The following is a 21718-nucleotide window of genomic DNA, read 5'->3' on the forward strand; positions in this document are numbered from 1 at the left end:
CAATGCCGCGTATGGGCAGAATACCGACAAATTGCAAACCGTGATCGCCGCACCCACAAAATCAAAACAATGGTGCTAATTTTACAAAACAACAAACCATAAAAGGATAATTCTATGTCAACCCGCACCTTACCTCTGTGGGCCGCTGCTGTAGCTGTCGGCATTTTGCCGCTGCACGCCGCGCAGGCCGCCACCTCGGTTAAGTTTCCCGATAAAGTCTGCAACATTACTCAGTACGGCGCTGAAGGCCATCGGCTACAAATCGCGCTCAATACCGACGCGATTCAAAAGGCGATTGATGACTGCGCCGCCGCCGGAGGCGGGACGGTACTGGTGCCGAAAGGTAACTTTCTGACCAACCCGCTGTTCCTGAAGAGCAATATTCAGCTCAAGCTGGAGAAAGACGCCACCCTGGTGGCCTCAACCGAAGTGACCGCTTACCGTGGCGATGACAAAACTAAATACGCCGAAGCGGAAAACGGCTGGCTACCGTTTATCAGCATTGCTGATGCGCAAAACGTGGCTATCGTCGGCGAAGGTACCATCGACGGTCAGGGTGCGGTGTGGTGGGAGCGCTGGCGTGAGAATATCCGCGCGACAGGCAAAAAAGGCGGCACCGATCGGCCACGGCTGATTTACATCACCCGTTCCAGCAACGTGCTGATTGACGGCGTGACCCTCACCCATTCACCCAGCTTCCACGTAGTCACCCGCTACGCGCACGATGTCGATATCAACGGAACGCGCATACTCTCACCGTGGCATGCGCCGAATACCGACGCCATCGACCCTATCGATAGCCAGAATATCCGCATTACCAATAACTATATCGACTGCAACGACGACCATATCGCCATTAAGGCCGAGAAAGCCGACTCACGCTTCCCGAACGGCGTGGTGGATAATATCTATATCGCCAATAACACCCTGAAGCAGGGGCGAGGGATCTCCATCGGCAGCGAGAGCGCCGGTGGCGTGAACAACGTGCTGGTGGAAAATAATACCTTTGAAGGTTCGATGTACGGCATCCGCATTAAAAGCCCGCGCGGTAAGGGCGGCGAGGTGAAAAACATCGTATATCGCAATACCAAAATGCATAACGTCGAAGTCCCGCTGGTCTTCTCCGCCTATTACAAAGCCGCGCCGATTGTGCAGGCTGAAGTCGATAAGCTGCTGCAGGCGGGCGGTTTTACCCTCGGCGAGCAGATCTATCCGCCGGACAGCGATCCGAAACAGCCGTTCGACAAATACAAGACCCCGCACTTCAGCAATATCACCGTTGAGAACTTAACTTCGACTGGTGCCAGCAAAGCGGCAGCCTACATTATCGGCACCCCGGAAGCGCCGCTGAGCGGTTTCCATTTTACCAACGTCAATATCGAAGCCGCCCACGGCCTGCGCATTCGTAATGCCGAGCTGGAGACCAAAGGGCTTAATCTGCAGGTGAAAGAAGGCCCGGCGATTCAAAAAGACGCGGGGGCCATCGTTCACCAGTAACGCCACATTTGCGGGCAGCTGCACCACGGCGACTCTCCCGCCGGGTGTGGTCTGCCCTTTTTTTGATCGTCACTGGCTTAGAGCCTATCCCAGTAGGCGTAATCGTTGCAGGCAGTTTGGACACGGACAGCGCGCAAGAACCGGAGCGTACACGTAGTACGTGAGGATGATTCGCTACGCTCCCCCTGCGGGCCGCCCTGAAGGGCGTTCAACACTCTGTGAGTGTTGTCTGAGCACTGCCCAGGGCCAAACTGGCAAATAAGATAGCCCTAATGGGATAGGTTCTTAAACCACAGCGTTTATAAGTGGTATGACCTGGCACTCTCTTTGCAGTCATCTGGATAACATTATCTGGCGAGGCATCGACAATGACAGAGCAAACCACAACGCTAAAAAGAACGCTCGGCAGTTTCCGCTTATGGGGGATTGCCGTTGGGCTGGTTATTTCCGGGGAGTATTTCGGCTGGAGCTACGGCTGGTCCCAGGCCGGGACGCTGGGCTTTATGATTGTCGCGCTGGCGATTGCCGCCATGTACTGCGCCTTTATTTTTAGCTTTACCGAGCTGACCACCGCTATTCCACATGCAGGCGGGCCTTTTGCCTACGCCTACCGCGCTTTTGGCCCGACCGGCGGCTTTATTGCCGGTTTTGCGACCCTGATTGAGTTTGTCTTTGCCCCGCCCGCCATTGCCATGGCCATCGGCGCCTACCTTAACGTGCAGTTTCCGGCGCTGGACCCGAAATGGGTAGCCTGCGGCGCTTACCTCATATTTATGACGCTGAATATTCTCGGCGTCGGCATTGCCGCCACCTTTGAGCTGGTGGTCACCCTGCTGGCCATCTTCGAGCTGCTGGTGTTTATGGGCGTGGTTGCGCCGGGCTTCTCCTGGAGCCACTTTACCGCTAACGGCTGGGCGGGCGCGGAGAGCTTCAGCGGCCTGGCGCTGCCGGGCATGTTTGCCGCGATCCCGTTTGCTATCTGGTTCTTTCTGGCGATTGAAGGCGCATCGATGGCCGCCGAAGAGGCTAAAGACCCGCAGCGCACCATTCCCCGGGCGCTGGGTGGCGGCATTCTGACCCTGACCGTACTGGCGATTGGCGTGATGGTCTTTGCCGGGGGCGTCGGCGACTGGCGGACGCTGTCCAATATCAACGACCCGCTGCCGCAGGCGATGAAAATGGTGGTTGGCAACAGCAGCGGTTGGCTACATATGCTGGTGTGGCTGGGGCTGTTCGGCCTGGTGGCGTCGTTCCACGGGATTATCATGGGCTACTCACGGCAGATTTACTCCCTGGCGCGTGCGGGCTATCTTCCCGCCAGCCTGGCGACGCTGAACCGCCGTACCCGCACCCCGCATCTGGCGATCCTCGCTGGCGGCGTGGTCGGTATCGCCGCCATCTTCTCTGATTCGCTGATCACCATTAGCGGGATGCCGCTGACCGCTTGTATCGTCACGATGTCGGTATTTGGCGCTATTGTTATGTATATCACCTCGATGGCGGCGCTGTTTAAACTGCGCCGCAGCGAGCCGAAGCTGATTCGCCCGTTCCGCGCGCCGCTCTATCCCTTGGCACCCGCCTTTGCCCTGGCGATGGCGGTACTCTGCCTGGTGGCGATGGTCTGGTACAACCCGCTGCTGGCGCTGATTTTCGCCGCCATGATGCTCGGCGGCTATCTGTGGTTTCGCAAGACCGCAGGTGCCCGCCAACGCGCGGCGATGGATCCGCAACTGCGCACGGTCTCCTGAGGAGTCGACACATGTATAAAACCACGCTATCGGGCCAGGTATGGCGTTTTGATAGTCTGAAGACACTGATGGCGAAAGCCTCCCCGGCGCGTTCCGGTGACGCGCTGGCAGGGGTCATCGCCGAGTCCGCCGAAGAGCGGATGGCGGCTAAAATGGCGCTGGCGGAGGTGCCATTGACGGAAATTCTCGCTAATCCGCTGATTCCCTACGAGCAGGATGAAGTGACCCGACTGATACTCGATACCCACGACAGCCTGGGCTTCGCGGCGATTCGCCATCTGACGGTCGGCGATTTTCGCGACTGGCTGCTCGACGACGCCACCGACGAGGCAGCGCTGCGCCAGGTCGCAAGGGCGATCACCCCGGAGATGGCAGCGGCGGTCAGCAAGTTGATGCGTAACCAGGATCTGATCCTCGCCGCCAGCAAATGCCGGGTCGTCACGCGTTTTCGCAACACGATTGGCCTGCCGGGGCATCTCAGCGTGCGCCTGCAGCCGAATCACCCCACCGATGATATGAAAGGGATCGCCGCCAGTATGCTCGACGGCCTGCTGTACGGCGCGGGGGATGCGGTGATCGGTATTAATCCGGCCAGCGACAGCCTGCCGGTTCTGGCGCAGCTTAACCATATGCTCGACGATATTATTCAGCGCTTCGCTATCCCCACCCAGTCGTGCATTTTGACCCACGTCACCAACACCTTACAGCTGATCGAACGCGGCGCGCCGGTGGATCTGGTGTTTCAGTCGGTGGCCGGGACCGAGGCCGCCAATAGCGGTTTCGGCATTAATCTGGCGCTGCTGCAGGAGGCCCGGGAAGCGGCGCTCAGCCTTAATCGCGGCACGCTCGGCAACAACGTGATGTATTTTGAAACCGGCCAGGGCAGCTGTCTTTCCGCCAATGCCCATCACGGCGTTGACCAGCAGACCTGCGAAGCCCGCGCCTATGCCGTTGCCCGCCATTTTGAGCCGCTGCTGGTCAATACGGTAGTGGGCTTTATCGGCCCGGAATATCTCTACGATGGCAAGCAGATTATCCGCGCCGGGCTGGAAGACCATTTCTGCGGCAAGCTGATGGGGCTACCTATCGGCTGCGACGTCTGCTACACCAACCATGCCGAAGCGGATCAGGACGATATGGATACCCTGCTGACGCTGTTGTGCACCGCCGGACTGACCTTCCTGATCGGCGTACCGGGGGCTGACGATATTATGCTCAACTATCAAAGCACCTCGTTTCACGATGCCCTCTACGCCCGCCGTCTGCTGGGTTTAAAACATGCGCCGGAGTTTGCCGACTGGCTGGCGAAGATGCAGATTATTGACCGCCACGGCGCGCTGCGTCTGACCGATGCCCGCCATCCGCTACTTTCCGTCCTGCCGCAAGGAGAACCGGTATGAATCCTCCCGACGCCTGGAACCCGCTGCGTGAATTTACCGATGCGCGGATTGCGCTGGGCCGTAGCGGCGCGAGCCTGCCGACCCGAGAAGTGCTCAATTTTGGCCTCGCCCACGCCAGGGCGCGCGACGCCATCCACCAGCCTTTCGCCAGCGACCAGCTAGAACAACCGCTGGCGGATTTGGGCCTCTCTTCGCTGACCGTCCACAGCGCCGCCAGCGATCGGCATGTTTATCTAAATCGCCCGGATCTGGGACGACGCCTGAACGATGCGAGCCGCGCTGATCTGGACGCCAGCGGCGTGCGTCCCGCCGACTTGCTGATAGTGATTGGCGACGGACTGTCGTCATACGCCGTGCAGCGCCAGGCGCTGCCGCTGATTCGCGCCCTTCTCCCCTATCTGGAAACGCTTGGGTTGAGCCTTGCTCCGGTGGTGCTCGCGCACCAGTCGCGGGTCGCGCTGGGCGATGATATTGGCGAAACGCTGAAGGCCAGAGCGGTAGCGATTCTGATTGGCGAGCGGCCGGGGCTCTCTTCGCCGGATAGCCTTGGCGTTTATTTGACCTGGCAGCCACATCGTCAGCGGCTGGAGTCGGAGCGCAACTGTATTTCCAATATTCGCCCGGAGGGGCTGAGCTATGACGCCGCCGCCTTTAAGCTGGCCTGGCTACTGGAGCAGGCATTTTTGCGGCGACTAACCGGGGTGCGCCTGAAAGATGAAAGCGATAACCCGGCGCTGCATGGAAAAATAAAACCTTTGAGCCAATTAAAATAATTGGCCACGCGAGCAGAAGAATAGATTTTTAATATTCCTGGCGCAGCTGAATATTAAATTATGGAACGTGCTGAAATTGCGAATTTTGTAGGCCGGGTAAGGCGTCAGCCGCCACCCGGCAAAATGCGAGCACCGTAGCCAAAATAGTTTTGTCATCAATCTCATATCCTTCCCCTGTAGGTAATAAGAATATTGCATGAGTAAAAATGAAACGAACGTTGTAAGGTAAATCTGCATACCAAATATATCTCGTTATCTATTCAAAATAACAGCCAATAATTCGCCAACTCATGTGGCGAATTATTTCTCAATGTTATGCAGTCATTGATAGTTAAAGATATACCCAAAATAATTCGAGTTGCAGGAAGGCGGCGACGCAGTGAATCCCCAGGAGCTTACTCTAGTAAGTGACTGGGGTGAGCGAGGAAAGCCAACGCACATGCAACTTGAAGTATGAAGGGTATAAATAATCGACCGACGGTGAGGTAACAATGAACAAGTTTTCCGGGAAAGCGTCTTTAATGGCCACGCTGGTTGCCGCGTTGATCGGGGCGAATAGCGCACAGGCGGCTGAAATTAAAATCGGCGTGGTATTACCGCTGAGCGGCGCGCTGAGCGGCTACGGGCAGCCATCACAAAAAGGGCTGGATATTATTCAGAGCATTACCCCGACATTAAAAAATGGCGATACCGTCAAACTTATCGTGATTGACGATAAGAGCGACAAGGTCGAAGCCGCTAACGCCATGCAGCGCCTGGTTTCCAGCGATAAAGTCGACGCGGTGATCGGCGAAGTCACCTCCTCCAATACCCTGGCGATGACCAAAATCGCCGACGACAGCAAGACGCCGCTGGTCTCCTCGACCGCCACCAACGACCGCGTCACCCGCAACCACCCTTACGTTAGCCGGGTCTGTTTCTCCGACAGCTTCCAGGGCGTGGTTGGCGCAAACCTCGCCTCCCGCGACCTGAAAGCCAAAACCGCCGCCATCGTCTTCGACAGCAGCAACGACTACTCCGTCGGCCTGGCGAAGGCCTTCCGCACTCAGTTCCTGAAAAACGGCGGCACCATTCCTATCGAAGTTCAGGCTCCCGGCGGCAGCAAAGACTTTAAAGCCCAGTTGGCCAGCGTGAAGGCGAAGAACGTCGACATGATTTATATGCCGATTTACTACACCGAAGGGGCGCTTATCGCCGTGCAGGCGAAACAGCTGGGGCTGAGCAAACCGGTGGTCGGCGGCGACGGTCTGGCGGCGGATCAGGTCTTTTTTGACGTCGGCAAAGATGCGGTCAACGGCTATATGACCACCGATTACTACTCGCCGAACGCCAAAGAGCAAACGCCAGCGGGCGAGGTGTTTATCAAAGCCTGGGAAGCGAAATACCAGCAGCCGACCCATACCTGGGGCGCAATGGCGGCGGATGCGTATAACGTCATTATCAACGCCATGAACCAGTGCAGCGACCCGCATGACCGGGTTTGTGTTAACGAAAAAATTCGCGCCACCAAGGACTTCCAGGGCGTGACCGGCACCCTGACGTTGCAAAACGGCGACGCTATCCGCAGCGCGGTCATCAACGAAGTGAAAGATGGCAAGCTGGCGTTCCGTACCGTAGTCAATCCTTAAGTTTTTATAAGGGATATCAGATGGATGGTGCCATTTTTCTCCAGCAAGTGGTCAACGGAATGAGCCTTGGGGGCATGTACGCCCTGATTGCCATCGGCTATACGATGGTTTATGGGGTGCTGCGCCTGATCAACTTCGCCCATGCGGACGTCATGATGGTCGGGGCGTTTACCACCCTGTTTTTATTTTCTTCTATTGGGCTACCCTTCGGGGTAGCCGTTTTCCTGACCCTCGCGCTGTGCGGCCTGTTCGGGATGCTTATCGACCGGGTGGCCTACCGTCCGCTGCGCCAGGCATCAAAAATCTCGATGCTGATCACCGCCATCGGCGTCAGCTTCTTCCTCGAAAACCTGTTCAACGTGCTGTTTGGCGGCAGCTCGCGCTTCTTCGCTGCGCCGGAATTCTTCAACAACACTCGCGCCTTTGGCGACGTTATTATCACCAACGTGGCGTGGATCGTACCGCTGATTACCGTTCTGCTGCTGCTGGCGATCCTCTGGCTGCTGTACCGCACTCGCTACGGAATGGCGATCCGCGCGGTGGCTTTCGACGTCAATACCGTGCGTCTGATGGGCATCGACGCCAACCGTATTATCTCACTGGTGTTCGCTCTCGGCAGCAGCCTCGCGGCGCTGGGCGGGGTGTTCTACTCGATTAGCTATCCGACCATCGACCCGCTGATGGGCGTGCTGATTGGCCTGAAAGCCTTCGCCGCCGCGGTGCTTGGCGGAATAGGCAGCGTCACCGGCGCGGTATTAGGTGGTTTTATTCTCGGTTTTACCGAAGTGGTCGCGGTTGCGCTATTCCCCGAACTGGGCGGCTACAAAGACGCCTTCGCCTTTATGTTCTTGATTCTGGTCCTCTTATTCCGCCCGGTTGGCATTATGGGCGATGAACGTCTGGAAAGGAGCCGTTTCTGATGCTCAACGCGACAACGACCGCCGGGGCGCAGCTGCGCAACCTGGTCATTATTGTTATCTGCATTGCGCTGCTGGCCGGGATCAACGTGGTCTTCAACGACTATATTATTCGCGTCATCAGCACCATTTTTGTCTTTATGATCCTCGCGGTCAGCTACAACCTGATCAACGGCGTCACCGGCCAGCTGTCGCTGGAGCCCAACGGCTTTGTGGCGGTTGGCGCTTACGTCACCGCTCTGCTGATCCTTTCCAGTGACAGCAAACTGGATATGTTTGAGATGGCCGCCCCCAGCCCGTGGATCCTCGTGCTGCACGCCAGTTTCCTGCCCGCGTTGCTTATCAGCGGCCTGTGCGCGGCGGCGCTGGCGGTGTGCCTTGCCTTCCCGGTATTCCGCGTACGCGGCGACTACCTGGCGATCGTCACCCTCGGCTTCGGCTTTATTATTAAAATCCTCGCCATTAATAATCCGCAGATCACCAACGGCGCGATTGGCCTCAACGATATCCCCCAACAGCCGCATCTGCTGTTCTGGTGCGGGCTGTTCGCTCTGCTGGCGACCGGGATGATTTTGCAGCTGGTGTGGTCAAAATACGGGCGAATGATGAAAGCCGTGCGCGACGATGAAGACGCCGCCATCGCCATGGGCGTAAATACATTTCGGATTAAAACCTGTGCTTTTGCCACCAGCGCCTTCTTTGAAGGGATCGGCGGCGGCCTGCTGGCATCGTTGCTGACCACCATATCGCCGAACCTGTTCGACTTTATGCTCACCTTCCAGTTGCTGATTATTATCGTGCTCGGCGGTCTGGGCAGCACCACCGGCGCGCTGCTCGGTACCGTGCTGGTAGTCGGCAGCGGCGAGTGGCTGCGCTTTCTCGACCAGCCGCTCCAGTTCTTCGGTCACGATCTCGGGGCGTATCCGGGACTGCGAATGGTGGTGTTCTCGCTGCTGCTGCTGATCATCATGCTGTTCGCCCGCGAAGGTCTGCTAGGCAAAAAAGAGATTTGGCAGGTGGGCAAAAGGAGCCGCAGCTATGGCGCAAAATAAGGTCATTTTGCAGGTGCAGGACATCACCATGCAGTTCGGCGGCCTGCGGGCTATCGACAACGTCAGTTTCCACGTCGACGAGGCGGAAATTTTTGGCCTGATTGGCCCCAACGGCGCGGGGAAAACCACCATGTTCAACGTCATCACCGCCAACTATAAACCGACCAGCGGCAGCGTGACCCTGGCGGGGAAGTCGTTGAAAGGGCTGAAGCCGAACCGGGTGGTCAACGCCGGGATCGCCCGCACCTTTCAGAATATCCGCCTGTTTAACTCGATGACGGTATTAGAAAACGTGATGGTCGGCCTTGATAGCGCCAGCCGCTATTCGCTGCTGGAAGCGGCGCTGCATATTGGCCGCTATTTCCCCGCTGAACGAGCGGCGAAAGCCAGGGCAATGGCGATTCTGGACGATATCGGCATCGCCCATTTCGCCGAGATGCAGGCCACTAACCTCAGTTACGGCAACCAGCGTAAGGTCGAGATCGCCCGCGCGCTGGCGACGTCGCCTAAATTATTGCTGCTGGACGAACCCGCCGCCGGGATGAACCCGAAAGAGACGGAAGATCTGGCGGACCTGATCTTCCGTATGCGTGACGACTACCAGCTCAGCGTGCTGCTGATTGAGCACGACATGCCGTTCGTCAACAAGCTGTGCGAGCGGGTGATGGTGCTGGAGTACGGCAAACCGCTGTTCAGCGGCCTGATGTCCGAAGCCATTGAGGATCCGGAGGTGATTTCCGCTTACCTGGGGGACGTCCGTTATGCTTAGCGCGCGCGAATTAAAAGTGTTTTACGGTGTGATTCAGGGGCTGAAAGGCGTTGATATTGATATCAACGACCGGGAGATCGTAACCTTAATCGGCAGCAATGGCGCGGGGAAAACCTCAACCCTCAACGGCATCGTCAACCTCGTGCGCTCCACGGGGCGCGTTAATTTTCTCAACGAGGATATCTCCCGCAGCCAGACACATCAAATTGTACGCAAGGGGCTGGCGCTGGTCCCCGAAGGGCGGCGCATCTTCACCAATCTGACCATCGAAGAAAATCTGCGCATGGGGGCTTACAACAATCTCGCCGGATTTACCCGCCTGCGCGATCGCATGTACAGCCTGTTTCCCCGCCTCAAAGAGCGGCGTAATCAGATGGCGGGCACCATGAGCGGCGGCGAACAGCAGATGCTGGCTATCGCCAGAGCGTTAATGAGCGAACCGGTTTTACTGATGCTTGATGAACCAAGCCTCGGGCTGGCGCCGAAAATTGTCGGCGAGCTGTTCGCGACGATAAAGCAGCTGCGGGAGGAGAATATTACCGTGCTGCTGGTAGAGCAGAACGCCACGGCGGCGTTGACTATCGCCGATCGCGCCTATGTGCTGGAGAATGGGAAGATTATGCTCTCCGGCCCGGCCCCGGAGGTGCTGGCGAATCCGGAAATTAAGCGGATGTATCTGGGGGGATAAAGCTGTTCAGGGCTGCGGCATCGCTTCCTGCGTCGCCGCAACCGCAAACAGCCTCGCGCTACACAAAGCACACCTCATTCCAGTAGGCTTCACGCGTCCTGCGCCGCTCAGTATGTTTTATCATGACGAAACCACCTTGTTTCCACGTTACCGAGGTCAATTCCGTAGAGACTGGCGACCGGTAATATTGCCTCCATGATCCGTTGGCTATCCTGCTGCCCGGCTTCACTGCTGGATAAAGAAGCCAGCCAGCCCGTGATGCGTTGCCATAGTGCCACTTTCATTTTTCTCCTCCGTCGGGAAGCGTTTTGCTTGTGTCTATTTCAACCACAGTTGACGGCGAGCGGGAAATATCAATTCCTGATTTGTAATTCTGTGGGACGCATATTAGGGGTGAGGGGATCTCCCCGGAGGCGGTGCGGGCTACTTGTCCCCAGCTGAGTAGCCCGGACAGGCGCGTCAAGCGCCGCCTCCGGGACTATGCGCAAGAGTTCCGTTCATCCTCAATCAGCAGAAAATGCATCACCGTGGAACGTGAACGGGTAAAGGGGGGAGAAAACCGCCTCCCCCTTTACAATCCCCGCGGCCCCGCAAAGAAATCGGTGCTGCGCACTGCGCTCACCTCCCGGTCCTCAGCCTGCGGTCGGCTCAACTCGACGGCCTGTCTCGATTCGCCTCTGTCCGCCATCCCTGGCGGCCAGCCCTTGTCTTCCGACCTCCGGTTCGCCGATTTCAGCGGGTTCCAGGGCATCGCTGCGAGTCTTATGGTTTCAGAAAGATACCAATAGCTAACGGAATATCTCCCGGAGGCGGTGCTATGCACCTGTCCGGGCTACTTGTCCCCAGTTTGGTAGCACAGAGCCGGATAAACAATATCCACAATTTTGTTAAGTTCTTTTTCGTTATAGATAAGAACTTTTTCTTCTTTGCCGCAGACGGTCAATTTGTGGGAGCGTGATTAACACAAAACAAAACAGGGATTCAGGGGATAAATTATGCGCATTGCAAAAACAAAAATCGCGCTGGCGCTGGGCATTCTGGTGCTCGCCGCGCAGGCTCAGGCCGATCAATTAGCCGATATCAAAGCCGCCGGGGTGGTCAAAGTCGCCACCTTCGACGCCAACCCGCCGTTTGGCTCGGTAGATCCGAAAACGCATAAAATCGTCGGCTACGACGTGGACTTCGCCGAAGCGCTGGCCAAATCTCTCGGCGTTAAGCTGGAGCTGGTCGCCACTAACCCGGCCAACCGCATTCCGCTGCTGCAATCCGGTAAAGCCGATCTGATCGTCGCCGACATCACCATCACTCCGGAACGTGCACAGGTCATTGATTTCTCAACACCTTACTTTGTGACCGGCCAGCAGTTCCTCGTTCCGGCAAAATCAGCGGATAAACTCGACGACTACAGCAAAGCACGCATCGGCGCGGTAAAAGGCACCACCGGCGAGCAGGCGCTGCATCAGCGTTTCCCGCAATCTCGCGTGCTCTCTTATGACGATATTCCGCTGGCGCTGACCGCCCTGCGCAACGGTAACGTGCAGGCCATCACCCAGGACAGCACCATTCTCGCCGGGCTGCTGGCGGAAGCGCCGGATAAAGCTAATTTCAAAATCATCCCCGACCTGCTGAGCAAAGAAGAGATAGGCGTTGGCGTGAAGAAAGGCGAACCGGCCCTGCTGAAAGCCGTGAACGACGAGCTGGTAAACCTGGAGAAATCCGGCGAAGCGGCCAAAATTTACGACGTCTGGTTTGGCCCGAGCACCAAAACCCCGCAGCCGCGCGCCTTTACTATCGAAGCTAAATAAGCAGAAAATCCATTATGTTATCGGCTCTATTTTCACGCTCCGCGGCATCGTCCGCGGATTTTTCGCATCTGCAGCACGCCAGTATTGAGTTCCGCGATGTCGCCAAAAGCTATGGCGATCATCGGGTACTGAACGGCGTTAATTTACAGGTCGACCCCGGCGAAGTGGTGGCAATCCTCGGCCCTTCAGGATCGGGCAAATCAACCCTGATCCGCCTGATCAACCAGCTTGAATCCCTCAGCGGTGGCGAGATCTTGATCGACGGCAAACCGACGCGCCAGCTCACCGGCAGCGCCCTGCGCCAGCTGCGCAGCCGGGTCGGTTTTGTTTTTCAGCAGTTTAATCTCTACGCCCACCTGACGGCGCAGGAGAATATTACCCTCGCGCTGGAGCGGGTGCACGGCTGGGGTAAAAGCGCCGCCCGCGAGCGCTCGTTAGCGCTGCTCAGCCAGGTTGGTCTCGAAGATAAGGCGCAGCAGATGCCCGCGCAGCTCTCCGGCGGTCAGCAGCAGCGGGTAGCTATCGCCCGCGCCCTCGCCTCCTCGCCGCAGATCATCCTGTTCGATGAACCCACGTCGGCGCTCGATCCGGAGATGATCGGCGAAGTACTACAGGTCATGAAAAACCTCGCCCATAGCGGGATCACCATGGTGGTGGTGACGCACGAAATGCAGTTCGCCCGCGAGATTGCCGACCGGGTGGTGTTTATCGACGGCGGCGATATTCTCGAAGTCGCGCCGCCGGCCGAGTTCTTCGCCCGACCGCAGCACGCCCGCACCCGCCGTTTTCTGCAAAAGGTGCTCGACCCGCTGCACCAGGAGAGTGAAGCGTGATCCCGCATCTCGACTGGCATGGCGTGCTGAGCGGGCAGCCGCTGCAGTGGATAATCTCCGGTTTTCTCACCACCGTCTGGGTGAGCGTCGCCGGGATGATTCTGGCAACCGCGCTGGCTATCGTGCTGCTGGCGCTGCGCCTCGGCGGTGGTCGACCGGGACGGTGGCTGGTGGCGGCCTGGGTTTCGCTGTTTCGCAATACGCCGCTGCTGGTCCAACTACTGTTCTGGTATTTCGCTGCCTGGAATCTGCTACCGCTGGGGGCACGGGATTTTATCAACGATGATCATAGCTGGTCGATTCTGCCAGGCAACGTGTGGTGGCTGACGCCGGAGTTTCTCTGCTCGATGTGGGGGCTTGGGGTCTTTACCTCGGCGTTTCTGATTGAGGAGATCGCCTCCGGGATGCGCGCCGTCAGCCACGGTCAGCGGGAGGCGGCGCTGTCGCAGGGGTTCACGCCCTGGCAGGAGCTGCGCCACATTCTGCTGCCGCAGGGGCTGGCTAACGCCTGGCAGCCGATTATTGGCCAGTATTTGAACCTGATGAAGCTCTCTTCGCTGGCAAGCGGCATCGGTTTTGCCGAACTCACCTATCAGGTACGGCAAATCGAGAGCTACAACGCCCATGCGCTGGAGGCCTTTGCCGTCGGCACCGTGCTGTATCTGGCGCTTGGCGTAGTCATGGGAATGGCGCTGACGCGCCTTGGTCCGGGAAGACATCAGCAAAGGAGAGCCGGGTATGAACGCTAATCTGGCGGTGATTGTCGATAACCTCGACTATCTGCTGTGGGGACGGCTGGCGGACGGTATTCCCGGCGGCGTGGTGCTGACGCTGCTGATGGCTATCGGCGCCGCCGCGCTGGCGCTGCCCGGCGGGGTGCTGTTGGCGGGTATCGCCTGGCGCTACGGCGGGATCGTGCGGCGCTTATTATTTCTGTGGGCGGAGATTATTCGCGGCATCCCGCTGATTTTCGTGATTTTCTGGCTGTGGTATCTGCTGCCGATGCTCACCGGCAGCGACCTGCCGGGGGCGGTGACCGTCACGGTAGCGCTGGCGTGGTTTACCGCCGCCTCGGTGATGCACTCGGTGCTGGCGGGACTGCAATCGTTGCCTCACGGGCAGTATGAAGCCGCGCTGACGCAGGGGTTTGCACCCGGACAGACGCTGCGCCTGATCTTACTGCCGCAGGCTTTACGCAACGTGCAGCCGTCGCTGGTCGGGATATTTATCGGCCTGCTCAAAGACACCTCGCTGGCCTTTATCGTCAACGTGCCGGAGCTGACCACCGTCGCCGGGCAGGTCAATAACCGGGTGCAGATCTACCCGCTGGCGATTTTTGTTTTTACCGGCGCGGTTTATTATTTGCTGTGCTGCAGCCTGAGTCTGCTGGCCAATCGTCGGTATGCGAAAGCTGGCGGGTAAATCGCTACGCTCTTTTACAACCGCCAAACCTGTATCGATATACTGGATTACGCAGAGGAATTGGTCGATGATCGGAAATGTATTTTTATAAAAATCCCACCGGGACAAAAGTCGGGGGAAACTCCCCCCGACCAGGCGTGACCGAAAAAATTAACGGATTAAAATATGTTTCCCGCAGGTAGAGTGTAGAGAGTCCAGGTCGCGTTGAACTGTACGCTGACATCACCGCTCCAGACTCCTTCCGGCAGTTCGCTGTAGTCATTCACCGGCGTGGAGCCGTCAGTCGTACCCGCGATGATGGAGAAGGTAAAGGAATCCTGCGCACTCGTGCGACCGGGTCGATCGTATGTGGCAGACAGCGCGCTAAGGTTACCGCCCATCATGCCAGACTCAGTGTCGATCATCAGAGTATCCGTTGTTTTCTCAACGCCAACACCGTTATAAGCGACCCCCACGCTTAGAGTTGAGCCCGAGGAGTCCAACTGAGTCAGAGTATTGGAGACCAGACGGGAAGTCAGCTTAAAGCTTGTGGCAAGCATGTCGCCCTTGATACTGACATCAAAAAGCCCATTTTGAGTGTTAAAACCTTTGGTACCTTCTGCGTACTTAAACGACAGACTGCCCAACGGGGTAACAACAAGCTTACTGGTAGTATTTTTTTTCGCCGTGGCTGACCAGGTGGCAATAGCCTGATCGCTAACGTCAGCAGCCTGGGTAGCCTCCATACCAGACAACGCAGCGACCAGAGCAACTGCCATCATTTTTTTATTCATAATATTTCGTCCTGAGTAAATATTAAGGGCGCATCACCCTACTTCCATGCGTATTAATTATTAATGATAGAAACAGACCGTTTTAGCTAAAGTTGACTCACTTTCCTGATATCTCCCGGCTATTTCGACGGGCAATCGTTCGTCATTTTAATAAATTTCTCGTTATAGATGATGTAGTGGTTCCCTGTCTGGCGCAGAGTAGCCTGACGGACAACGTCACCGGGCCGTAAATACCATGCATCTCCCTCCTCTTCCGTCGTGTCGCAGCCTGGTTTTATTAGCAACTTAAACCAGGTGTTGCCGGTATTGCTGACGGTGCCCTCCGCGCGATCGTAAGCCCATTTGAAATTAACCTGGCGTGGACGAACGACCAGAATAGTGTCCATCACCACCACCGGGTCCATACTGATCGCCGCGCCGGAAGCATTCCGCATAATATGGTTACGAGTAGGAATTTCACGAAAAGAGACCCGGTAATAGCGCTCGCGATTATCCTTCGGGCCATGGTAGTAAAACTTAAAATATTCGCTCTCTCCCGCCTGCAAGGTTAACTGGCGCGGCGCAAACAGCAGCTCGCCGTCCGCCGGACGTGAACGCACCTCTTTACCGCCCGGTCGATCGATACCGACAATAGAGACCCGGTACAGTCGCGCGCTTTTATTGTTATTCACTGCCCGCTTAGCGGCGAACTCATCTTCCGCCGCCAGCGAAAAGGTCAGATTACCAACCGAAATCGCCTGGCTCACTGATGGCAGACACAGTACTAATGCACAGACAACCAGAAGTCGATTAATTAACATCACGCCATATCGCCTGAACATAAACCTCTCCTGAAGCACTGACATCGCCATACCAGTCTTCCAAACTTGTCAGCTTTTTCCTTGAAATAGCCTCATTCATTAGAATAGAAAACTTTACTCTGGTCTTATTCATTACCCCTGTGCTCCCGAAAGGATCGTTCCAGGCAGAACTGACCCACAATGCATCACTCATAACCCGCCAGTCATTATCACACCCGACATCGTAGATTTTGGGCATCCCGTCTCTGGTGGTAAATTCCAGAGTAGCCGGGAAAGGTACCTTTATCGAATTATCTGATGAACTGAAAATACAGTACGAACGCCCATCGATGGCTATCGTCGGCCCCTTTACCTTAATCAATACAATATCGGCGGCGGTTTTCCCTGTGGTGGTGACAATATAATTAAAATCCAGCGAAGGTTCCCCGCTACCCACGCGGCCTTCATTCGATAAGGCGCTACTCCCCTCATCAGAAGTAATACTGAGGCTGAACTCTCGAGGTTTAATCATAATTGTGTTGGAGGTGGAAAAATCATATATTTTGCCACCGCCGGGGCTTGTGGCAGTTTCCTGAATGAGGTTATTGATAATCTTAAAATAAAAAAGCTCGCGACTATTAATATCTCTAATACCTGAATTCAGCATTTTCTTGAAAAAGCCATCAGCAAAGAAAACATAAATCGAATTAGATTCCTTCATCTCATCAAAGGTATAATAAGTTGTCGACTCAGCTCTGCTCGCTTGCTTCCACGTAACCTTATCCAAGCTAAAATACATGTCACTCCAATAAACGTCACCATATATCGATGATTTAAATACAGGATGAAAACGGATTAATGAATTACTCAAACCATTAGTCTGTAGATTATAGCTAACCACCTTGCAGGCAAGACCTGACTTTGAGCCAATAGTCTGTGTATGACAGTTAAAATTCCCCTCTCCAGGTTCCGGAACACCGTCGGTATTAATAAGTACATCATCGACGTTACCGGTGTTGATCAGCGTTAAATGAGCGCCTTTAGTATAAGTAAAATTGGTTTCAATCCAACGCCAGCCTTTACCCGAACAGCGTTCCCCCGCAGTCACATTATAAGAATTCGTCGATGAGCATTCATTAATTTTCATCGAGAAATTGCTTCCTACCGGCATTTGTTGCAAATACAGGTAAAAAGGATCCGACATGGTTCCGCCTATGCGCAACATTCGGCCATCATTCCTGGAATATTTAATCCCATAATAACCTTTCGCATCAGTGACTGCTCCAGGTATAGTCGAGGTCGAGCTATTACAACCTGATGATCCGATATTACAGGGAAGACCAAGTAACGGGGATAAAACCGGAGACTCTTCCAACCACATATCTGTCATCGCTAAAGACGAACTCACCCAAGAATCACGAGAGGCTATATAACCTAAAATCTTTTGATCTGCTGCTAGTAAGTTACTACTCCAGCGATTAGCGCCCCCCATGACAGGATAGGTTTCACTTCGGGTGGTCACAAAGAAGCTATTATCGATATTATTTTCAATAAAGATAAATTCCCCTGTTCTGTCAGATTGAACTAATTTGACTGCAGCTTCTCCTCTGGATATTCCCTGTATAACATTCACCACCAATAACAGCATCAACCAGTTAGCTTTCATTTCGTTCTCCAGTTGACGATACGCCTACATACGTTTTTAACCCGTTACACACCACGTCACCGACCCAAACAGCGCCACGCGCCATACTCAGCTCCAGCTCCACTTCACAGCGCTGGTCTGAGCCGTAGCTGAAGTCGATTGTCGGGAATTTCTTATCTATATCCATAATGAATTCGCCTTTTTCATCCGTGCGGGTACGGCCAATGTGGTTACTGATGCTGGCGTTGGCCAGCAGCGTGCCGTCTTCGGCGCGGATACGCCCGGACACCGTCACCATCTGCTTCACTTCCGGCTCAATCACCGCCACATTGCCCGGATAGAGCGTCAGGCGGCTTTTACGCCCGCTCACGATGTCGTAGCTATCCAGCGAGTTTTTACTGTTTTGGAGTTCCACTTCATACCGGCTATACGGCGACAACGGCAGATAGTTGCGCTTGCCGGAGAGCGGGAAAATCCGCCCGTTGACCTTTGCGCTTAGCTTGCCGTCATCCTCCAGACCGGTGTTCAGAATCAGCCCCGCATTGCCTTCGCTCATGCCGCTGGCGGCAATGTTTTTCCCCTGCCAGCCTACGCTGCCGCTGGCATTCAGGTTGGTGTTCACATAGCCGTCCGCCCCACTGTTCACGTTCAGCGTGCCGTTGGCATAACTCGTCTCAAACTGCGCATACGCCCCACCACTCAGGGTTTTATCATCCCCGGTATTACCAGAGACCGCCCGTGACACGTTGGCGCCGATGGTGCGGATCGTTCCTTCATTAAAGCGTTTACGCGCTGACAGGTTGGCCGTTGTGTAACCGTTTTGATGCGACATCCCGCCACTGAGCCAGTTGCCGAGCGGCAGAGAGAGGTCAAGCGCGATATATTTGCCAGTATTGTTGTTATTACCTGAATTATTAAAGCGCTGGATCCCCGCACGCAGCCCCAGCGAGCCGAAAGCGCCGCTGTAAATCGTCTGGTAATAATCGGCAGTGTAATAGTGGCTGTTGTTCTGACGGTCGTCGTTGTAGCTGAGGCTGAAAGTGCCCAGCTTTGACCACAGAGAACCCAGGTTTAGCGATCCACCAATCGCCCGGTTATCGGCATCGCTGCGCCGCAACGTATCGCCGATCGACGTTTTTTCCTGGTTAACCCAAATGGAACTAAAACCGCCGGGGAGCGTGGCGCTGACGCTACCGATGCTGCTCCAGGAACCATCGTTGGCAAACATGTTCTGTATATTGATGCTAACCGCGCTCGCAAGCGGCAGACTAAAACGCGTTTCCCCCACGGCGCTGGTATCATAACCGTAGAACGACCCCGCCCAGGTGAGGGTATTCAACGATCCCGATGCCGAAACGCCCGCCAGCCAGCTATCTTTCGCGGGCTGCGTTTTTCTGCCGCTCTGCGACCAGCGGTCCATATGGAAGCTGCCGCCCCAGAACTGCCAGGCCAGCGGCGCACCGGCTCCGCGTCCCCGGCTGAACAATTTGTTGACTCGCTGAGTGCGTTTACTGACCGAACGGCCGTTGACTATCACTTCCACTTCAATATCGTAAATCCCGTACGGTAGCCCGCGGGTATCCACTTCATGGTTACCCATGGCGAAGTTCTGTACGCTCAACAGCCGCCCATCACGCGATAGGTGCACTTCCCCCGCAGCAGATAAAAAAGCCACTACCGGCGTCGCCGACTGGGTGTTATCAAACACCGTCGAACTGGCCTGATTACCCCACGAGGCACCGTAAATTTTCCCTGCCGAAACAGCGGTCATCGGCCCCAGCGATTGTAGATTCCAGGTATCCAGCATTCCGGCGGCGAAGCGGTGGCCAGAAAAATCTCGTTCATACATTGCTTTATACAGCTGATTGTTTTGGTTGCTGGTACCGACACCGTAAACCGATCCATCAAGCGCAATATGGTGTTCGCACAGGGCGCTAACGCTATTCAAGGACAAATAGCTGGACGTATTGTTGCCGCCGCCACGCATCTGATTGTTATACACCCCGAGGTTATAGTTCAGGGTGCTGCTGATTTTGTTGACGCTGGACTGACCGATATCTTCACTGCGCGAACGCAGTACGGTGCCCAACGCTTCTTTTTTCACTACCAGCTGCAACAACAGGCGTCGTAGGTCGAACTGTAGCCGGGCATCCGGCGTCAGGGGAATACGCAACTCGTTGCTAAAGGGAGCATTCGCCACCTCCGTCAGCAGCTGACGGGTCGCCGCATTGAGCGCCGCATTCTCTTCTTTTTCTTCCAGTTGGATCTGACGGATCCGCAATGAGCCATTATCCAGCCAGATAAAAGCGCTACCGAGACGCTGATCATCCTGGGTGCCAGAGCTACCTTCGAGGTGGGTAAACAGCGGGATACTCATTCCGTCACGCAGCGCCAGACCAAAGGCCTGGGGAATAATCACGCCGCCAATCTGTCGTACCGGTTCGTGATCTGCTTTAACGCTAAAAGGAACGAAAAAAATAACCAAACCGGAGGCAAGGATCGTTCGCTGGGTAGAGGCGTTCCAAAATGAGGGCATATCCTTATCCGCTTATATTAGACAGTTACTTTACGGGCACGAACTGCTCGCCCTGCCAGAGCGCAACCCGCCCTTTTTTATCCGCGACATTGACGCGGGTAAAACGACGATTATCTCCAGGCATCAGGAAGTAGCTCTCTTTACACTCTTTGCCGTCAGTTGCCTTCAGGCACGGGCCGTAGGCAAGAATGCGTAGCGTGGCGTTACCGTTATTCACCAGCTTTCCGTCGCTGTACTCGTAGCGGAAATTCACCTTGCGAGGCGCAACAACCAGAATGGTGCCGATACGGGCAGATGCCGTGGCCACTGCGGTGCGAGTACCGCCATTGCGCTGGGCATCGCTTAAGGCCTGATCGAACCAGACGATGCGGTAATAGCGCTCTTTTTCATCCATCGGACCTTTATAGAAAAAGCGAATCGATTCGCTGGATTGTGCCGGCAGCAGCAGGCTGGCAGGCGTCAGCAAAAGCTCTTCTTTGCTCTCCATTGGGATAACTTTTCCTCCTTCCAGCGGCGAGGTCAGGCGTTCAACGTGAATATTGATCAGCCGTCCGCTGTCGGTGGTATTTTTAATTTCTTTGCTCAGCACGCTGGCTTCGCTGTTGATAAACGAGGAGATATCACCAACATCAAGCGCCTGGGTCGGCGGAATTACGCAGAGAAACAGGCCGAGGGCCAGAATGCGATGTTTCATAAGAATTCCATCCGTGAAAAAGGCGGGGGAAATATCCCCCGGCCTGGTGTAATAGGTAAATTTAACTTACGGAGTAACTGCGGCAGTCGTCCAGGTCGCATCAAACTGAACGCTGACGTCACCACTCCAGATCCCTTCCGGCAGCGTGCTGTAGTCAGACACAGCTGTTGAACCGTCAGTGGTACCTTTGATGATGGAGAAAGTGAAGAGATCCTGCGCGCTGGTGCGGGTAGTTTGGTTATAGCCAGTCGAGAGTGCGCTGAGGTTACCGCCCAGAATGCCAGCCGCAGTATCGATCATTTTGGTATCGGCATTTTTCTCAACGGCAACGCCGTTATAAGCCACGCCAACGTCCAGAGTTGAACCTGAAGTATCCAATTGGGTCAGAGTGTTACTGACCAGACGGGAAGTCAGCTTAAAGCCACCCGTTGCAGCGGTATCGCCAGCGATGGTGACATCAAACAGGCCTTTTTGAGTGTTAAAGCCCTTGACGCCCTCTGAGTAGTTGAATGCCAGGCTGCCCAGCGGAGTGACAACCAGCTTGCTGGTTGTGTCTTTTTTCGCCGTGGCGGACCAGGTTGCAACTGCCTGCGCAGTCGTATCAACCGCGTGTGCTGCGCCCATACCAGAGAATGCTGCTACCAGAGCAACGGCAATAATCTTTTTATTCATAATATTTCATCCTGAGTAAAATTAAGGGCACAATGCCCCACGTCCATGCGCATTATTCATTAATGCGCAAATTCAATAACAACGGTC

At 55.5% G+C, this 21718-nt stretch carries 20 protein-coding genes and 1 pseudogene; 13 read left to right on the plus strand and 8 right to left on the minus strand.

What is annotated here, in order from left to right; all coding sequences use genetic code 11:
* The first annotated feature begins 114 nt into the window (after positions 1-114).
* The 4 genes from FN082_RS25935 to eutC all read left to right on the plus strand — a co-directional run bounded on the left by FN082_RS25935 (position 115) and on the right by eutC (position 5418).
* Entirely contained in the window at positions 115-1497 is a 1383-nt protein-coding gene (locus tag FN082_RS25935) for a glycoside hydrolase family 28 protein (RefSeq protein WP_139541243.1), read from the plus strand.
* A 368-nt stretch (positions 1498-1865) separates the two neighbouring features.
* Positions 1866-3245: an ethanolamine permease gene (eat, locus tag FN082_RS25940; RefSeq protein ID WP_112214064.1), complete on the plus strand. Its 1380-nt coding sequence runs from the start codon at positions 1866-1868 to the stop codon at positions 3243-3245.
* Positions 3246-3256: 11 nt separating this feature from the next.
* Positions 3257-4645: an ethanolamine ammonia-lyase subunit EutB gene (locus FN082_RS25945; RefSeq protein ID WP_142982631.1), complete on the plus strand. Its 1389-nt coding sequence runs from the start codon at positions 3257-3259 to the stop codon at positions 4643-4645.
* Entirely contained in the window at positions 4642-5418 is a 777-nt protein-coding gene (eutC, locus tag FN082_RS25950) for an ethanolamine ammonia-lyase subunit EutC (RefSeq protein ID WP_142982632.1), read from the plus strand. Before FN082_RS25945 ends, eutC begins: the two co-directional genes overlap by 4 nt.
* Positions 5419-5678: 260 nt before the next feature.
* Here the strand turns inward: eutC and FN082_RS30285 are convergent.
* Positions 5679-5759 (minus strand): annotated as a pseudogene (locus FN082_RS30285) (hypothetical protein); the annotation flags it as partial.
* Positions 5760-5939: 180 nt separating this feature from the next.
* On the opposite strand from FN082_RS30285, the gene FN082_RS25960 reads away from it, so the two are divergent.
* From FN082_RS25960 to FN082_RS25980, 5 genes are read left to right on the plus strand one after another with little or no spacing between them, the layout of a single operon-like run.
* Positions 5940-7046 (plus strand): ABC transporter substrate-binding protein, encoded by a 1107-nt coding sequence (locus tag FN082_RS25960; protein ID WP_180349664.1) that lies wholly within the window; start codon positions 5940-5942, stop codon positions 7044-7046.
* A 20-nt stretch (positions 7047-7066) separates the two neighbouring features.
* Entirely contained in the window at positions 7067-7966 is a 900-nt protein-coding gene (locus FN082_RS25965) for a branched-chain amino acid ABC transporter permease (protein ID WP_112214060.1), read from the plus strand.
* Entirely contained in the window at positions 7966-9015 is a 1050-nt protein-coding gene (locus FN082_RS25970; protein WP_139541239.1) for a branched-chain amino acid ABC transporter permease, read from the plus strand. The genes FN082_RS25965 and FN082_RS25970 overlap by 1 nt, the downstream gene beginning before the upstream one ends.
* The gene (locus FN082_RS25975; protein WP_142464396.1) at positions 9002-9784 is read left to right on the plus strand and encodes an ABC transporter ATP-binding protein; all 783 of its coding nucleotides are present in this window, start codon (positions 9002-9004) and stop codon (positions 9782-9784) included. Before FN082_RS25970 ends, FN082_RS25975 begins: the two co-directional genes overlap by 14 nt.
* Complete coding sequence (locus FN082_RS25980; RefSeq protein WP_139541237.1) at positions 9777-10472, plus strand: ABC transporter ATP-binding protein; 696 nt, start codon at positions 9777-9779, stop codon at positions 10470-10472. Before FN082_RS25975 ends, FN082_RS25980 begins: the two co-directional genes overlap by 8 nt.
* 107 nt (positions 10473-10579) lie before the next feature.
* On the opposite strand, the gene FN082_RS25985 is transcribed toward FN082_RS25980, so the two are convergent.
* Positions 10580-10756 (minus strand): hypothetical protein, encoded by a 177-nt coding sequence (locus FN082_RS25985; RefSeq protein ID WP_142982633.1) that lies wholly within the window; start codon positions 10754-10756, stop codon positions 10580-10582.
* A gap of 711 nt (positions 10757-11467) precedes the next feature.
* On the opposite strand from FN082_RS25985, the gene FN082_RS25990 reads away from it, so the two are divergent.
* Genes FN082_RS25990 through FN082_RS26005 form a run of 4 tightly spaced genes read left to right on the plus strand, consistent with a single transcriptional unit; the run spans position 11468 to position 14532 of the window.
* On the plus strand, positions 11468-12277 hold the full coding sequence (locus FN082_RS25990; protein ID WP_110273847.1) for an ABC transporter substrate-binding protein: 810 nt from the start codon (positions 11468-11470) through the stop codon (positions 12275-12277).
* 14 nt (positions 12278-12291) lie between these two features.
* The gene (locus FN082_RS25995) at positions 12292-13110 is read left to right on the plus strand and encodes an amino acid ABC transporter ATP-binding protein (protein ID WP_139541236.1); all 819 of its coding nucleotides are present in this window, start codon (positions 12292-12294) and stop codon (positions 13108-13110) included.
* On the plus strand, positions 13107-13859 hold the full coding sequence (locus tag FN082_RS26000; protein ID WP_185932162.1) for an amino acid ABC transporter permease: 753 nt from the start codon (positions 13107-13109) through the stop codon (positions 13857-13859). Before FN082_RS25995 ends, FN082_RS26000 begins: the two co-directional genes overlap by 4 nt.
* The gene (locus tag FN082_RS26005) at positions 13849-14532 is read left to right on the plus strand and encodes an amino acid ABC transporter permease (protein ID WP_142982634.1); all 684 of its coding nucleotides are present in this window, start codon (positions 13849-13851) and stop codon (positions 14530-14532) included. Before FN082_RS26000 ends, FN082_RS26005 begins: the two co-directional genes overlap by 11 nt.
* Positions 14533-14690: 158 nt before the next feature.
* On the opposite strand, the gene ecpA (FN082_RS26010) is transcribed toward FN082_RS26005, so the two are convergent.
* The 6 genes from ecpA (FN082_RS26010) to ecpA (FN082_RS26035) form a co-directional block, all read right to left on the minus strand.
* Positions 14691-15305, minus strand: a complete 615-nt coding sequence (gene ecpA / locus FN082_RS26010; protein WP_139541234.1) for a common pilus major fimbrillin subunit EcpA — start codon at positions 15303-15305, stop codon at positions 14691-14693.
* A 119-nt stretch (positions 15306-15424) separates the two neighbouring features.
* Positions 15425-16126 (minus strand): fimbrial biogenesis chaperone, encoded by a 702-nt coding sequence (locus FN082_RS26015; protein ID WP_139541233.1) that lies wholly within the window; start codon positions 16124-16126, stop codon positions 15425-15427.
* A complete protein-coding gene (locus FN082_RS26020; protein ID WP_142982635.1) occupies positions 16095-17750 on the minus strand; it encodes a hypothetical protein in 1656 nt (551 codons plus the stop codon). Before FN082_RS26020 ends, FN082_RS26015 begins: the two co-directional genes overlap by 32 nt.
* The gene (locus tag FN082_RS26025; RefSeq protein ID WP_139541231.1) at positions 17740-20265 is read right to left on the minus strand and encodes a fimbrial biogenesis outer membrane usher protein; all 2526 of its coding nucleotides are present in this window, start codon (positions 20263-20265) and stop codon (positions 17740-17742) included. Before FN082_RS26025 ends, FN082_RS26020 begins: the two co-directional genes overlap by 11 nt.
* Before the next feature lie 25 nt (positions 20266-20290).
* Positions 20291-20959: an EcpB family pilus assembly chaperone gene (locus tag FN082_RS26030; protein ID WP_139541230.1), complete on the minus strand. Its 669-nt coding sequence runs from the start codon at positions 20957-20959 to the stop codon at positions 20291-20293.
* 66 nt (positions 20960-21025) lie between these two features.
* Complete coding sequence (ecpA, locus tag FN082_RS26035) at positions 21026-21631, minus strand: common pilus major fimbrillin subunit EcpA (RefSeq protein ID WP_139541229.1); 606 nt, start codon at positions 21629-21631, stop codon at positions 21026-21028.
* Positions 21632-21718 lie beyond the last annotated feature (87 nt).

This window comes from Klebsiella spallanzanii (assembly GCF_902158555.1).
GTDB lineage: Bacteria > Pseudomonadota > Gammaproteobacteria > Enterobacterales > Enterobacteriaceae > Klebsiella > Klebsiella spallanzanii.